The sequence below is a fragment of the Rossellomorea vietnamensis genome (genome assembly GCF_025398035.1).
In the GTDB taxonomy this organism is placed as follows: Bacteria; Bacillota; Bacilli; order Bacillales; family Bacillaceae_B; genus Rossellomorea; species Rossellomorea vietnamensis_B.
Genome location: NZ_CP104558.1, coordinates 2,691,959 through 2,705,012 on the forward strand (window position 1 = coordinate 2,691,959; position 13,054 = coordinate 2,705,012).

Sequence of the window (13,054 nt, forward strand, 5' to 3'; positions counted from 1 at the left end):
AAGCGTTAAGAATTATTTTTCAGTTACTGTTACAAGGTGAGCGACTTTGTTGATCATACCGCGGATAGCAGCATTATCTTGTTGCTCAACCGTTTGGTGCATTTTGCGAAGTCCTAAAGCTTCAACCGTTTTGCGTTGATCTTGAGGACGGCCAATGATGCTGCGAGTGAGGGTAATTTCTAGTTTGTTAGCCATCGTTATCCCTCCCTTAACCTAAGATCTCTTCTACTGATTTACCACGTAGTTTAGCTACGTCTTCAGCACGCTTTAATTGTTTTAAACCTTCGATTGTAGCGCGAACCATGTTGATTGGAGTGTTAGATCCTAATGATTTAGATAGGATATCTTGAACACCAGCTAATTCAAGTACGGCACGAACAGGTCCACCGGCGATGATTCCTGTACCCGCAGAAGCAGGTTTGATCAGGATCTGACCAGCACCAAATCGTCCAGTTACTAGGTGAGGTGTAGTACCTTCAACCATAGGAACTTCAATTAGATTCTTTTTCGCATCTTCAATCGCTTTACGGATCGCATCAGGTACTTCCTGAGCTTTCCCAGTTCCGAAACCAACGTGACCGTTTTTATCGCCCACTACTACAAGAGCAGCGAAACGGAAACGACGTCCACCTTTAACTACTTTCGCAACACGATTGATTGTAACTACGCGTTCTTCAAATTCTAGTTTGCTTGAGTCAATACGACGCATCTGGAATGTCCCTCCTTTTTTTATTAAAATTCTAAGCCGTTTTCACGAGCTGCTTCAGCCAAAGCTTTGATACGGCCATGATATAAATATCCACCACGGTCAAATACTACAGATTTTAATCCTTTTTCTACTGCACGTTTCGCAACTAGTTCTCCAACTTTTGCTGCTGCATCAGTTGTAGCAGAAGAATCTAGGTTGAAATCTTTATCTTGAGAAGATGCACTAACTAGAGTAACACCATTCATATCATCGATAAGTTGAGCGTAGATATTTTTGTTAGAACGGAAAACGTTCAAACGAGGACGAGTTTCAGTTCCAGTAATTTTTGAACGGACACGAGCATGTCTCTTCTTACGTGTTTTGTTCTTATCTGGCTTAGTAATCACCTACGGTCACTCCTTTCTTTTGCCTACGCGGCATTATTTACCTGTTTTACCTTCTTTACGACGAACATATTCACCTTCGTAGCGAATACCTTTTCCTTTGTAAGGCTCAGGAGAGCGTACAGCACGAATGTTAGCAGCTAATGCTCCAACACGTTCTTTGTCGATACCTTTGATAGATATCTTTGTATTAGCCGGTACTTCGATCTCGATACCTTGTTCTGGTTCGATCTCAACTGGGTGAGAGTAACCAACGTTAAGCACAAGCTTAGTACCTTGCTTTTGAGCACGGTAACCTACACCGACTAGCTCAAGATTTCTTTGGAATCCTTTAGATACACCTTCAACCATGTTCGCGATTAGGGCACGAGTTGTACCGTGTAACGCGCGGTGTTCTTTTGCATCAGAAGGACGAGTAACTGTCGCTACGTTTCCTTCTAATTCAACTTTAATATCAGAATTGAATGTACGAGAAAGTTCCCCTTTAGGTCCTTTTACAGTTACAGTGTTATCTTCACCTACTGTTAGAGTAACGTCAGATGGAATTTCTACTGGTAGTTTTCCTACACGTGACATCCTGTTGCACCTCCATTCATATAAAAAATATTACCAAACGTAAGCTAGAACTTCTCCGCCTACTTGTTGAGCACGAGCTTCTTTATCAGTTAAAACACCTGTAGAAGTAGAAACAAGTGCGATACCTAAACCGTTTAGTACTTTAGGTACCTCTGTTGATTTTGCATATACACGTAAACCAGGTTTAGAGATACGCTTTAATCCAGTAATTACTCGTTCGTTGTTTGCTCCATATTTCAAGAAAATGCGGATAACACCTTGCTTGTTATCTTCTACATATTCTACGTCACGTACGAAACCTTCACGTTTAAGGATTTCTGCAATTTCTTTCTTGATGTTAGAAGCAGGAACTTCTAATCTTTCGTGACGAACCATGTTCGCATTACGGATGCGAGTTAGCAAATCTGCAATTGGATCTGTCATTGTCATAATAATTTACCTCCTTCCCAATATAGGGTATTACCAACTAGCTTTCTTAACGCCAGGAATCTGACCCTTGTATGCAAGTTCACGGAAACAAATACGGCAAAGCTTGAATTTACGGATAACTGAATGAGGACGTCCGCAACGTTCGCAACGAGTATACGCTTGAACATTATGCTTTGGCGTGCGTTTTTGTTTCGCAATCATAGATTTTTTAGCCACATTTTCGCCTCCCTTATATAGCGATTACTTTTGGAATGGCATTCCGATTTGTGTCAACAATTCACGAGCTTCTTCGTCTGTGTTCGCAGTTGTTACGATTACGATATCCATACCACGTACTTTAGACACTTTATCATAGTCAATCTCAGGGAAAATCAATTGCTCTTTAACTCCTAATGTGTAGTTACCGCGACCGTCGAATGCTTTTTTAGAAACACCACGGAAGTCACGTACACGTGGAAGTGAAACAGAAATTAATTTATCTAAGAATTGGTACATACGCTCTCCGCGTAGAGTAACTTTTGCACCGATTGGCATACCTTCACGAAGACGGAAGCCTGCGATTGATTTCTTAGCTTTTGTTACAACTGGCTTTTGACCAGTGATTTGAGTTAATTCATCAACAGCTACATCAAGAGCTTTTGAGTTTTGAACAGCATCACCGATACCCATGTTGACAACGATCTTTTCAACTTTAGGTACTTCCATTACTGATTTGTAATTGAATTTGCTAACTAGAGCTGGACTGATTTCTTGTTGGAATTTTTCTTTTAGGCGGTTCATTCAGAATACCTCCCTTCTTAATCGTACTATTTATCTAGAACTTCACCTGATTTTTTTGCTACACGTACTTTTTTGCCGTCTTCTGTCTTATAACCTACACGAGTTGGCTCGTTAGATTTCGGATCTAGAAGCATAACATTTGATACATGGATAGATGCTTCCTGGCTGATGATTCCACCTTGCGGGTTCATCTGTGAAGGCTTAGCGTGTTTTTTCACAACGTTGATACCTTCAACTAGCACTCGGTCTTTTTTAGGGAATGAAGCAAGAACAACACCTGTTTTGCCTTTGTCTTTCCCAGTAATGACCATTACTTTATCGCCTTTTTTTACATGCATTTCATCGCACCTCCTTGAATGGCCCAATGCTAATATCTATTAAAGAACTTCTGGAGCTAAAGATACAATTTTCATAAAGTTGCTGTCACGTAGTTCACGGGCAACAGGTCCGAAGATACGAGTTCCACGTGGTCCCTTATCGTCACGGATAATGACACAAGCATTCTCGTCGAACTTGATGTAAGTACCGTCTTGACGACGTACACCAGACTTAGTACGTACAACAACTGCTTTCACTACGTCACCTTTTTTAACAACGCCACCTGGTGTTGCTTGTTTTACTGTACACACGATAACATCACCGATGTTAGCCGTCTTGCGTCCAGAACCACCAAGTACTTTGATAGTTAATACTTCACGAGCACCAGAGTTGTCAGCAACTTTTAAACGTGATTCTTGTTGAATCATGTAGGTAACCTCCCTTCGGAATATAAAATATCCGAACAAATATATTAGATAATAACTGCTTTTTCAACAACTTCTACTAAACGGAAACGTTTTGTAGCAGATAGTGGACGAGTCTCCATGATACGTACGATATCGCCTACTTTTGCTTCGTTGTTCTCATCATGAGTTTTAAACTTCTTAGAGTACTTAACGCGCTTGCCGTATAGAGAATGCTTTTTATAAGTTTCTACCATAACCGTTACTGTTTTATCCATTTTGTCGGAAACAACACGGCCAGTGTATACCTTACGTTGGTTGCGGTCACTCATTTAAGCAAACCTCCTCTCATTTATCGATTGTTAACCCCGATCTCTCTTTCACGGATTACAGTTTTCATACGAGCGATCCCTTTGCGGACTTCACGGATGCGAGCTGTGTTTTCTAATTGTCCAGTCGCAAGTTGGAAGCGAAGGTTAAATAACTCTTCTTTCAGAGTCTTTACTTTTTGTTCTATTTCAGCAGTGGTTAGGTCACGAATTTCATTAGTTTTCATTTGATTCACCACCAATTTCCTCACGTTTTACAAACTTCGTTTTGATTGGAAGTTTATGTGATGCCAGACGAAGCGCTTCACGAGCAACCTCTTCAGAAACACCAGCGATTTCAAACATGATTTTTCCAGGCTTAACTACTGCTACCCAACCTTCTGGAGCACCTTTACCTGAACCCATACGTACTTCTAAAGGTTTTGCAGTGTAAGGTTTATGAGGGAAGATTTTAATCCATACTTTACCGCCACGTTTCATGTAACGAGTCATAGCGATACGAGCTGATTCGATTTGACGGTTTGTGATCCAAGAAGCCTCAACTGCTTGTAAACCGTATTCACCGAACGCTACTTCTTGACCGCCTTTAGCACGTCCACGCATTTTTCCGCGGTGTTCGCGACGATGTTTAACGCGTTTAGGTAATAACATAATTATTTGCCTCCTTCCTCAGATTTCTTTCTTGTAGGAAGAACTTCTCCACGATAGATCCATACTTTAACGCCAAGCTTACCATAAGTTGTGTCAGCTTCTGCATGAGCATAGTCAATGTCAGCGCGTAGAGTATGAAGTGGAACAGTACCTTCACTGTAATGTTCTGCACGAGCGATATCTGCTCCGCCTAAACGACCAGATACTTGTGTTTTGATTCCTTTTGCACCAGCACGCATCGCACGTTGGATTGATTGCTTCTGAGCACGACGGAAAGAAACACGGTTTTCTAATTGACGAGCGATGTTTTCTGCTACTAATTTCGCATCAACGTCAGCTCTTTTGATTTCAACGATGTTGATGTGTACACGTTTTGAAGTAAGTTCGTTCAATGCTTTACGAAGTGCTTCAACTTCTGTACCACCTTTACCGATAACCATACCAGGCTTAGCTGTATGAACGGTAATGTTAATACGGTTTGCTGCGCGTTCGATTTCTACTTTAGAAACAGATGCGTCAACTAAACGTTTTGCAATATATTCACGTACTTTAATGTCTTCGTGTAATAGATTAGCGTAATCTTTATCTGCGTACCATTTAGATTCCCAATCACGGATTATACCGACACGAAGTCCGACCGGATGTACTTTTTGACCCACAGCTTATCCCTCCTTCTTTTCTGATACGACAAGTGTAATGTGACTTGTACGTTTGTTGATTTGACTTGCACGTCCCATCGCACGAGGACGGAAACGTTTAAGTGTTGGTCCTTCATTTACATAAGCCTCAGTTACCACTAGGCTATTAATATCCATGTCAAAGTTGTGCTCTGCGTTCGCAATAGCAGACTTAAGTACTTTTTCGATTACTGGTGAAGCAGCTTTAGGTGTGTGCTTTAAGATAGCAACCGCTTCTCCAACTTGCTTACCTCGGATTAGATCAACGACTAAACGTACTTTACGAGGAGCAATACGTACTGTTCTTGCAACAGCTTTTGCTTGCATTAGGATACCCTCCTCTCAATTAGCGTCTTGTTTTCTTATCATCACTTGCGTGACCTTTGTAAGTACGAGATGGTGCAAATTCACCAAGCTTGTGTCCTACCATGTCTTCAGTGACGTATACAGGTACATGTTTACGACCATCGTAAACTGCGATCGTGTGACCGATGAATGCTGGGAAGATCGTTGAGCGACGAGACCAAGTTTTCACAACTTGTTTGCCTTCAGTTTCGTTCAATTTTTCGATCTTAGTCATTAAATGATCATCAACAAAAGGTCCTTTTTTTAAGCTACGACCCATGTTTGAACCTCCCTTCGTGATTGACCTACGGCTCTTTTAAGGAACCGTAGCACAATCCCGTTATTTTTTGCGACGACGCACAATAAATTTATCAGATTTGTTGTTTTTCTTACGTGTCTTGTATCCAAGAGTAGGTTTACCCCATGGAGACATTGGTGATTTACGTCCGATTGGAGCACGTCCTTCACCACCACCGTGTGGGTGATCGTTAGGGTTCATGACAGAACCACGAACTGTTGGGCGTTTACCTAACCAACGAGAACGTCCGGCTTTACCGATGTTGATAAGTTCGTGTTGTTCATTTCCAACTTGCCCTACAGTAGCACGACAAGCAGAAAGGATCATACGAGTTTCACCAGAGTTCAAACGTACAAGTACATATTTACCTTCTTTACCAAGTACTTGAGCAGATGTACCAGCAGAACGAACTAGCTGACCACCTTTACCAGGTTTAAGTTCAATATTGTGTACGATTGTACCAACTGGGATGTTGATAAGTGGTAATGCATTACCTACTTTGATATCTGCTTCTGGTCCAGACATTACTTCCATACCCACAACAAGTGTTTTAGGTGCAAGGATGTAACGTTTTTCCCCATCAACGTAGTTGATTAGTGCAATATTTGCTGAGCGGTTTGGATCATATTCGATCGTAGCAACGCGTCCAGGTATACCATCTTTTTCACGTTTGAAATCGATGATACGGTATTGGCGCTTATGGCCGCCACCTTGATGACGAACTGTTAACTTACCTTGGTTGTTACGGCCACCCTTTTTGTGTAGGGGTGCTAAAAGTGACTTTTCCGGAGAATCAGTTGTGATTTCAGCGAAATCAGAACTAGTCATGCCGCGACGACCATTAGAGGTAGGTTTATACTTTTTAATCGCCATGTTTTTCCCTCCTCTTCTTAATTAAAGAATTTTATACTTCAAAGAATTCGATTTCTTTACTGTCAGCAGTAAGCTTAACGATAGCTTTACGACGCTTGTTAGTGTAACCAGCGTGTTTACCCATGCGCTTGAACTTACCTTTGTAGTTCATGATGTTTACTTTATCTACTTTCACGTCAAAGATTGCTTGAACGGCGTCTTTTACTTGAGTCTTGTTAGCTCTAGTATCAACTTCGAAAGTATACTTTTTCTCAGACATAAGATCAGTTGAAGCCTCTGTAATTACGGGGCGCTTAATGATTTCACGTACATCCATTATGCGAGCACCTCCTCTACTTTTTCAACAGCTGATTTAGTCATCACTAGTTTGTCATGTCCTAATACATCCAGAACGCTAATTCCTTCTGCAGTAACAACAGTTACACCAGGGATGTTACGAGCTGAAAGTGCTACGTTTTCGTCAAGACCGTCAGTGATTACTAATGTTTTAGAATCAACAGAAAGACCTTTTAGAACGCTAGCAAATTCTTTTGTTTTAGGAGCATCGAATGATAATGCTTCTAATACTAAGATGTTTTCTTCTACAACTTTAGAAGAAAGTGCAGATTTAATCGCTAAGCGACGAACTTTCTTAGGAAGTTTGTAGCTGTAGCTGCGTGGAACTGGTCCAAATACAGTACCACCACCGCGCCATTGTGGAGAACGGATTGACCCTTGACGAGCACGACCTGTTCCTTTTTGACGCCAAGGCTTACGCCCACCGCCACGTACTTCAGAACGATTTTTTACTTTATGATTACCTTGGCGTAAAGACGCTCTTTGCATCAATACTGCTTCAGTCATCACGTGTGTGTTTGGTTCAATACCAAAAACAGTGTCATTAAGTTCGATATCACCAACTTTAGAACCGCTTTGGTTAAATAATGCTACTTTCGGCATTCTTGTTTCCTCCTTTCTTGAAAAGTTCTATTAGTTTGCTTTAATAGCTGACTTTACTTTGATCAGTTGTTTCTTAGGTCCAGGTACATTACCTTTAACTAAGATAAGGTTACGTTCAGCATCAACTTTTACAATTTCAAGGTTTTGAATTGTAATTTGCTCTCCGCCCATACGTCCAGGTAGTAATTTACCTTTGAATACACGGTTTGGATCAACAGGACCCATTGAACCGGGACGACGGTGGTAACGAGAACCATGGGACATAGGTCCGCGTGATTGGTTGTGACGCTTGATAGCACCTTGGAAACCTTTACCTTTTGAAACTCCTGTTACATCTACGATTTCGCCTGCAGCGAAAATATCAACTTTGACTTCTTGACCAACTTCGTACTCTTCTACGTTTACACCGCGGATTTCACGGATGAAGCGCTTAGGAGCAGTTTCAGCTTTAGCAACGTGGCCTCTCTCTGGTTTGTTAGAAAGCTTTTCACGTTTGTCTTCAAAACCTACTTGGATAGCTTCGTAGCCATCAACGTCTGTAGATTTCTTTTGAAGTACCACGTTTTGAGCAGCCTCGATAACAGTTACAGGGATAAGATCACCGTTTTCAGCGAAAACTTGAGTCATACCAATCTTTCTTCCTAAGATTCCTTTGGTCATTAGTCACACCTCCTGATTATTATGGTTTTTATGAATTAAAGTTTGATTTCGATATCTACACCTGATGGTAAGTCTAAACGCATAAGCGCATCAACTGTTTGTGGTGTCGGATTTACAATGTCGATTAAGCGTTTATGAGTACGCATTTCGAATTGCTCACGAGAATCTTTGTATTTGTGCACAGCACGTAGGATTGTGTAAACAGACTTTTCAGTCGGTAGTGGGATCGGTCCAGAAACCGCCGCACCAGAACGTTTTGCTGTTTCAACAATTTTCTCAGCTGATTGATCAAGGATTCTGTGATCATAAGCCTTTAAACGGATACGAATCTTTTGTTTTGCCATTATTTTCCCTCCTTTATCGCCTATTTTTGAATAGACATTCTCCACAGAAATTTCCCACACACTCGCCATGGCAAAGCGGCCGTGTGTGTCAGCAACCTTCTGTTTCATCGCAGTCAAAGACCAACATTGTCTATTATAACTAAAACACCCAGAAGAAGCAAGGGTTTCTTGCAATTTCTTTATGTTTTGCACACTTTCTCTATTATACAAACGAACAGTGATATTTTCAAGGTTATGAGGTATTTTCACAATATTTAATATAACGTTGCCTGTTTAAAAGAATATCCGTTTCGTGAAGATGAATAATTTAATTTATTTGAGCGACTGCATGTTGATTTCCACTGCAGGCAGCTCGCTTTCCGCGGGGTGGGCGGTGAGCCTCCTCGGCTTCGCCTGCGGGGTCTCACCTGTCCCACGTTTCCCGCAGGAGTCGAGCTGCCTTCCGTTGCAATCAACAATGGGTTTTATGAGTTATCGTTTTAGAGATAACAGTTCCTAAGAGCATATATGACAATGGAGTTATCACATTATATATAGAAGAAAGTCGCAAAAATAATCATTCATCTTGATGGAACGAGCTTCTCATCGAACTCGTTCGGAATTATTGTGCTTTTTGAAAAGCATATAATGTATATTTTGCAGTCGCTAGCTGTTGATTGGAGGGCAAGACGGAGACTCCTACGGGAAAAGCGGAATAGGTGAGACCCCGCAGGAGCGCCAGCGACGAGGAGGCTCGCCTTCCGCCCGAGGAAAGCGAAGTCTTGCCCGGAAATCAACAGCGGTGTTACAAACTGAATCCATATTGATCTTAAGATTAGGTTCAGTTCGTTCGGTAAAGGCAATTATCTTCCTACTCAAAAAATGAACATAAAAAAACAGATGGACACAAGGTCCATCTGTTTTTGATATCAATGATTACTCAGTGATTGTAGCTACTACTCCAGCACCTACAGTACGTCCACCCTCACGGATAGAGAACTTAGTACCTTCTTCGATAGCGATTGGAGCGATAAGCTCAACAGTCATTTCGATGTTATCGCCAGGCATAACCATTTCTACACCTTCAGGAAGGTTACAGATACCAGTTACGTCAGTTGTACGGAAGTAGAACTGTGGGCGGTAGTTAGTGAAGAATGGAGTGTGACGTCCACCTTCTTCTTTAGAAAGAACATAAACTTCTGCTTTGAACTTTGTGTGTGGAGTGATTGTACCTGGCTTAGCAAGTACTTGTCCACGTTGGATATCTTCACGAGCTACACCACGAAGTAGTGCACCGATGTTGTCTCCAGCTTCAGCATAGTCAAGAAGCTTACGGAACATTTCTACACCTGTTACAGTTGTAGATTTAGGCTCTTCAGAAAGACCGATGATGTCGATAGTGTCTCCAACTTTAACTTGTCCACGCTCAACACGACCAGTAGCAACTGTTCCACGACCTGTGATTGAGAATACGTCCTCAACAGGCATCATGAATGGCTTGTCAGTGTCACGCTCTGGAGTTGGGATGTAGCTATCTACAGCTTCCATAAGTTCGAAGATTTTCGCTTCCCACTCAGCATCTCCTTCAAGAGCTTTAAGAGCAGAACCTTTGATTACTGGTACGTCATCGCCAGGGAAATCGTACTCAGAAAGAAGGTCACGAACTTCCATTTCTACTAATTCAAGTAGTTCTTCGTCGTCTACCATGTCACATTTGTTCATGAATACAACTAGGTATGGAACACCTACTTGACGAGAAAGAAGGATGTGCTCACGAGTTTGTGGCATTGGGCCGTCAGCAGCAGATACTACTAGGATCCCACCATCCATTTGTGCAGCACCAGTGATCATGTTCTTAACATAGTCAGCATGTCCTGGGCAGTCAACGTGTGCATAGTGACGAGTATCAGTTTCGTACTCAACGTGCGCAGTAGAGATTGTGATTCCACGTTCTCTTTCTTCTGGAGCACCGTCGATTTGGTCATATGCCATTGCAGTTCCACGACCATACTTCTTGTGAAGTGTAGTTGTGATTGCAGCTGTTAGAGTTGTTTTACCATGGTCAACGTGACCGATTGTACCGATATTCGCATGTTGCTTGGAACGATCAAATTTTTCCTTACCCATTTGAAAATCCTCCTTTGATTTTAAAGAAAATAAGTATATTTTGGGTGTCTCAGAGACAGTCGAAAACCATCTCTGACACAACAATTGCTTACATTAGTATTTATACTTTATAAAAGCGAATAAATCAATTATTCACCTTTATTTTTTTTGATGATTTCTTCAGAAATCGACTTAGGTACTTCTTCGTAGTGATCGAAGTGCATGGAGTATGTTCCACGTCCTTGTGTGTTAGAACGAAGGGAAGTCGCATATCCAAACATTTCTGATAGAGGTACGAACGCTTTAACGACTTGAGCGTTACCGCGTGCTTCCATACCTTCTACGCGTCCACGACGGGAAGTAACGTCACCCATGATATCTCCAAGGTATTCCTCAGGGATAACAACCTCAACCTTCATCATTGGCTCAAGGATGACTGGCTTACATTTAGAAGCAGCATTCTTAAGGGCCATTGATGCGGCGATTTTGAACGCCATCTCAGATGAGTCGACGTCATGGTATGAACCATCGAATAATCTTGCTTTAACATCAACAAGTGGGAAACCAGCTAAGACACCATTTTCTAAAGCGTCAGATAGACCGGCTTGTACAGCAGGGATGTATTCACGAGGAACTACACCACCGACGATACCGTTCTCGAATTCGAATCCTTTACCTTCTTCGTTAGGTGAGAATTCGATCCAAACGTGTCCGAATTGTCCACGTCCACCAGATTGACGGGCGAACTTACCTTCAACTTTAGCCGTATCACGGAAAGTTTCACGGTAAGATACTTGAGGAGCACCTACGTTTGCTTCTACTTTGAATTCACGTCTCATACGGTCAACGATGATATCTAAGTGAAGCTCACCCATACCGGCGATGATAACTTGACCTGTTTCCTGGTCAGTATGCGCGCGGAATGTTGGATCTTCCTCTTGAAGTTTTTGAAGAGCAGTCGTCATTTTATCTTGGTCAGCCTTTGATTTAGGCTCAACGGATAGAGAGATAACCGGCTCTGGGAATACCATGGATTCTAAGATAACAAGGCTCTTTTCATCACATAGTGTATCTCCAGTACTTGTATCTTTCAGACCAACTGCTGCTGCAATGTCTCCAGCGTATACAGTAGAGATCTCTTCACGGGAGTTAGCGTGCATTTGCAGGATACGTCCTACACGTTCACGTTTACCTTTAGAAGAGTTTCTTACGTATGAACCAGAATCTAATGTTCCTGAGTACACACGGAAGAATGTTAATTTACCAACATAAGGGTCAGTTGCAACTTTGAACGCTAATGCAGAGAATGGAGCATCGTCAGCAGATGGACGAGTTACTTCTTCTTCTGTGTCAGGTACAAAACCTTTGATATCTTCAACATCTGTTGGTGCTGGAAGATAATCGATAACTGAGTCAATTAGTAATTGAACCCCTTTGTTTTTGAATGCAGATCCACATACTACCGGGTAGAACTCGACAGTTAGTGTAGCCGCACGGATAGCAGCTTTGATTTCTTGGTTAGAAAGCTCTTCGCCTTCTAAGTATTTCATCATAAGCTCTTCATCAAGTTCAGATACTGCTTCAATAAGTTTTCCACGGTATTCTTCAGCTTGATCTTTGTACTCTTCAGGAATGTCACGAGCTTCTGCGCGAGTTCCAAGGTCATCTTCATAAAAATATGCTTTCATTTCTACTAAGTCGATGATTCCTTCGAAGTCATCCTCAGCACCGATTGGAAGCTGAATAGGATGTGCATTAGCTTGTAGACGCTCATGTAGTGTACCTACAGAGTAAAGGAAGTCAGCACCGATTTTGTCCATTTTGTTAACGAACACTACACGGGGAACCCCGTAAGTAGTTGCTTGGCGCCATACAGTTTCAGTTTGAGGCTCAACACCAGATTGAGCATCAAGTACTGCTACTGCACCATCAAGTACACGCAGGGAACGTTCAACTTCAACAGTGAAGTCTACGTGACCCGGTGTATCGATGATGTTGATACGATGGCCTTTCCATTGAGCTGTTGTCGCAGCAGAAGTGATAGTGATACCACGTTCTTGCTCTTGCTCCATCCAGTCCATTTGAGAAGCACCTTCGTGAGTTTCTCCAATTTTATGGATACGACCTGTATAAAATAGGATACGCTCAGTTGCAGTTGTTTTACCGGCATCGATGTGAGCCATGATACCGATATTACGAGTGTTTTCTAAGGAGAACTCTCTAGGCATGCGGTCTTTCTCCTTCCTTATAAAAG

General features: G+C 41.9%; 22 protein-coding genes. All 22 read right to left on the reverse strand.

What is annotated here, in order from left to right; genetic code table 11:
• Positions 1 to 12: 12 nt before the first annotated feature.
• Positions 13 to 195, reverse strand: coding sequence for a 50S ribosomal protein L30 (rpmD, locus tag N5C46_RS13885; RefSeq protein WP_034765956.1), 183 nt, complete (start codon positions 193 to 195; stop codon positions 13 to 15).
• A 13-nt stretch (positions 196 to 208) separates the two neighbouring features.
• Positions 209 to 709 carry a 30S ribosomal protein S5 gene (gene rpsE / locus N5C46_RS13890; RefSeq protein WP_034765958.1) on the reverse strand — a complete coding sequence of 167 codons (501 nt, stop codon included), beginning with the start codon at positions 707 to 709 and terminating at the stop codon, positions 209 to 211.
• A gap of 23 nt (positions 710 to 732) precedes the next feature.
• Positions 733 to 1,095, reverse strand: coding sequence for a 50S ribosomal protein L18 (gene rplR, locus N5C46_RS13895; protein ID WP_034765960.1), 363 nt, complete (start codon positions 1,093 to 1,095; stop codon positions 733 to 735).
• A gap of 33 nt (positions 1,096 to 1,128) precedes the next feature.
• Positions 1,129 to 1,668, reverse strand: coding sequence for a 50S ribosomal protein L6 (gene rplF, locus N5C46_RS13900; protein ID WP_034765962.1), 540 nt, complete (start codon positions 1,666 to 1,668; stop codon positions 1,129 to 1,131).
• 30 nt (positions 1,669 to 1,698) lie between these two features.
• The gene (gene rpsH, locus N5C46_RS13905; protein WP_034765964.1) at positions 1,699 to 2,097 is read right to left on the reverse strand and encodes a 30S ribosomal protein S8; all 399 of its coding nucleotides are present in this window, start codon (positions 2,095 to 2,097) and stop codon (positions 1,699 to 1,701) included.
• A 30-nt stretch (positions 2,098 to 2,127) separates the two neighbouring features.
• Positions 2,128 to 2,313, reverse strand: coding sequence for a type Z 30S ribosomal protein S14 (locus N5C46_RS13910; RefSeq protein WP_010191505.1), 186 nt, complete (start codon positions 2,311 to 2,313; stop codon positions 2,128 to 2,130).
• A gap of 24 nt (positions 2,314 to 2,337) precedes the next feature.
• Positions 2,338 to 2,877: a 50S ribosomal protein L5 gene (rplE, locus tag N5C46_RS13915; protein ID WP_034765967.1), complete on the reverse strand. Its 540-nt coding sequence runs from the start codon at positions 2,875 to 2,877 to the stop codon at positions 2,338 to 2,340.
• A 26-nt stretch (positions 2,878 to 2,903) separates the two neighbouring features.
• Positions 2,904 to 3,215 (reverse strand): 50S ribosomal protein L24, encoded by a 312-nt coding sequence (gene rplX, locus N5C46_RS13920; protein WP_034765969.1) that lies wholly within the window; start codon positions 3,213 to 3,215, stop codon positions 2,904 to 2,906.
• A gap of 39 nt (positions 3,216 to 3,254) precedes the next feature.
• On the reverse strand, positions 3,255 to 3,623 hold the full coding sequence (gene rplN, locus N5C46_RS13925; RefSeq protein WP_032085280.1) for a 50S ribosomal protein L14: 369 nt from the start codon (positions 3,621 to 3,623) through the stop codon (positions 3,255 to 3,257).
• Between the two features lie 44 nt (positions 3,624 to 3,667).
• A complete protein-coding gene (rpsQ, locus tag N5C46_RS13930) occupies positions 3,668 to 3,931 on the reverse strand; it encodes a 30S ribosomal protein S17 (protein ID WP_032085279.1) in 264 nt (87 codons plus the stop codon).
• Positions 3,932 to 3,951: 20 nt separating this feature from the next.
• Positions 3,952 to 4,155, reverse strand: a complete 204-nt coding sequence (gene rpmC / locus N5C46_RS13935) for a 50S ribosomal protein L29 (protein WP_032085278.1) — start codon at positions 4,153 to 4,155, stop codon at positions 3,952 to 3,954.
• The gene (gene rplP, locus N5C46_RS13940) at positions 4,145 to 4,579 is read right to left on the reverse strand and encodes a 50S ribosomal protein L16 (protein WP_034765971.1); all 435 of its coding nucleotides are present in this window, start codon (positions 4,577 to 4,579) and stop codon (positions 4,145 to 4,147) included. Before rplP ends, rpmC begins: the two co-directional genes overlap by 11 nt.
• 2 nt (positions 4,580 to 4,581) lie before the next feature.
• Positions 4,582 to 5,238, reverse strand: a complete 657-nt coding sequence (gene rpsC, locus N5C46_RS13945; protein WP_034765973.1) for a 30S ribosomal protein S3 — start codon at positions 5,236 to 5,238, stop codon at positions 4,582 to 4,584.
• Positions 5,239 to 5,241: 3 nt separating this feature from the next.
• On the reverse strand, positions 5,242 to 5,583 hold the full coding sequence (gene rplV / locus N5C46_RS13950) for a 50S ribosomal protein L22 (protein WP_034765976.1): 342 nt from the start codon (positions 5,581 to 5,583) through the stop codon (positions 5,242 to 5,244).
• Between the two features lie 19 nt (positions 5,584 to 5,602).
• Positions 5,603 to 5,881, reverse strand: coding sequence for a 30S ribosomal protein S19 (rpsS, locus tag N5C46_RS13955; RefSeq protein ID WP_034765978.1), 279 nt, complete (start codon positions 5,879 to 5,881; stop codon positions 5,603 to 5,605).
• A gap of 60 nt (positions 5,882 to 5,941) precedes the next feature.
• Positions 5,942 to 6,772: a 50S ribosomal protein L2 gene (gene rplB / locus N5C46_RS13960; protein ID WP_173104358.1), complete on the reverse strand. Its 831-nt coding sequence runs from the start codon at positions 6,770 to 6,772 to the stop codon at positions 5,942 to 5,944.
• A 31-nt stretch (positions 6,773 to 6,803) separates the two neighbouring features.
• Positions 6,804 to 7,088, reverse strand: a complete 285-nt coding sequence (rplW, locus tag N5C46_RS13965) for a 50S ribosomal protein L23 (protein ID WP_034765982.1) — start codon at positions 7,086 to 7,088, stop codon at positions 6,804 to 6,806.
• A complete protein-coding gene (gene rplD, locus N5C46_RS13970) occupies positions 7,088 to 7,711 on the reverse strand; it encodes a 50S ribosomal protein L4 (RefSeq protein ID WP_034765984.1) in 624 nt (207 codons plus the stop codon). The genes rplW and rplD overlap by 1 nt, the downstream gene beginning before the upstream one ends.
• Positions 7,712 to 7,741: 30 nt before the next feature.
• Positions 7,742 to 8,371 carry a 50S ribosomal protein L3 gene (gene rplC, locus N5C46_RS13975; protein ID WP_060674124.1) on the reverse strand — a complete coding sequence of 210 codons (630 nt, stop codon included), beginning with the start codon at positions 8,369 to 8,371 and terminating at the stop codon, positions 7,742 to 7,744.
• A gap of 35 nt (positions 8,372 to 8,406) precedes the next feature.
• Positions 8,407 to 8,715: a 30S ribosomal protein S10 gene (rpsJ, locus tag N5C46_RS13980; protein ID WP_007085291.1), complete on the reverse strand. Its 309-nt coding sequence runs from the start codon at positions 8,713 to 8,715 to the stop codon at positions 8,407 to 8,409.
• A gap of 915 nt (positions 8,716 to 9,630) precedes the next feature.
• Complete coding sequence (gene tuf, locus N5C46_RS13985) at positions 9,631 to 10,821, reverse strand: elongation factor Tu (RefSeq protein WP_034765989.1); 1,191 nt, start codon at positions 10,819 to 10,821, stop codon at positions 9,631 to 9,633.
• Positions 10,822 to 10,949: 128 nt separating this feature from the next.
• Positions 10,950 to 13,028, reverse strand: coding sequence for an elongation factor G (fusA, locus tag N5C46_RS13990; protein WP_261749108.1), 2,079 nt, complete (start codon positions 13,026 to 13,028; stop codon positions 10,950 to 10,952).
• Between the last annotated feature and the right edge of the window lie 26 nt (positions 13,029 to 13,054).

Bases quoted from the DNA above. Each gene is read 5' to 3' on its own strand.
- fusA (WP_261749108.1), bottom strand. From the start codon at position 13,028: ATGCCTAGAGAGTTCTCCTTAGAAAACACTCGTAATATCGGTATCATG.
- rpmC (WP_032085278.1), bottom strand. From the start codon at position 4,155: ATGAAAACTAATGAAATTCGTGACCTAACCACTGCTGAAATAGAACAA.
- rpsQ (WP_032085279.1), bottom strand. From the start codon at position 3,931: ATGAGTGACCGCAACCAACGTAAGGTATACACTGGCCGTGTTGTTTCC.
- rpsJ (WP_007085291.1), bottom strand. From the start codon at position 8,715: ATGGCAAAACAAAAGATTCGTATCCGTTTAAAGGCTTATGATCACAGA.
- rpsH (WP_034765964.1), bottom strand. From the start codon at position 2,097: ATGACAATGACAGATCCAATTGCAGATTTGCTAACTCGCATCCGTAAT.
- rplC (WP_060674124.1), bottom strand. From the start codon at position 8,371: ATGACCAAAGGAATCTTAGGAAGAAAGATTGGTATGACTCAAGTTTTC.
- rpsS (WP_034765978.1), bottom strand. From the start codon at position 5,881: ATGGGTCGTAGCTTAAAAAAAGGACCTTTTGTTGATGATCATTTAATG.
- rplN (WP_032085280.1), bottom strand. From the start codon at position 3,623: ATGATTCAACAAGAATCACGTTTAAAAGTTGCTGACAACTCTGGTGCT.
- rplX (WP_034765969.1), bottom strand. From the start codon at position 3,215: ATGCATGTAAAAAAAGGCGATAAAGTAATGGTCATTACTGGGAAAGAC.
- rpmD (WP_034765956.1), bottom strand. From the start codon at position 195: ATGGCTAACAAACTAGAAATTACCCTCACTCGCAGCATCATTGGCCGT.
- rplD (WP_034765984.1), bottom strand. From the start codon at position 7,711: ATGCCGAAAGTAGCATTATTTAACCAAAGCGGTTCTAAAGTTGGTGAT.
- rplW (WP_034765982.1), bottom strand. From the start codon at position 7,088: ATGGATGTACGTGAAATCATTAAGCGCCCCGTAATTACAGAGGCTTCA.
- rplB (WP_173104358.1), bottom strand. From the start codon at position 6,772: ATGGCGATTAAAAAGTATAAACCTACCTCTAATGGTCGTCGCGGCATG.
- rpsE (WP_034765958.1), bottom strand. From the start codon at position 709: ATGCGTCGTATTGACTCAAGCAAACTAGAATTTGAAGAACGCGTAGTT.
- rplF (WP_034765962.1), bottom strand. From the start codon at position 1,668: ATGTCACGTGTAGGAAAACTACCAGTAGAAATTCCATCTGACGTTACT.
- rplP (WP_034765971.1), bottom strand. From the start codon at position 4,579: ATGTTATTACCTAAACGCGTTAAACATCGTCGCGAACACCGCGGAAAA.
- rplE (WP_034765967.1), bottom strand. From the start codon at position 2,877: ATGAACCGCCTAAAAGAAAAATTCCAACAAGAAATCAGTCCAGCTCTA.
- tuf (WP_034765989.1), bottom strand. From the start codon at position 10,821: ATGGGTAAGGAAAAATTTGATCGTTCCAAGCAACATGCGAATATCGGT.
- rplV (WP_034765976.1), bottom strand. From the start codon at position 5,583: ATGCAAGCAAAAGCTGTTGCAAGAACAGTACGTATTGCTCCTCGTAAA.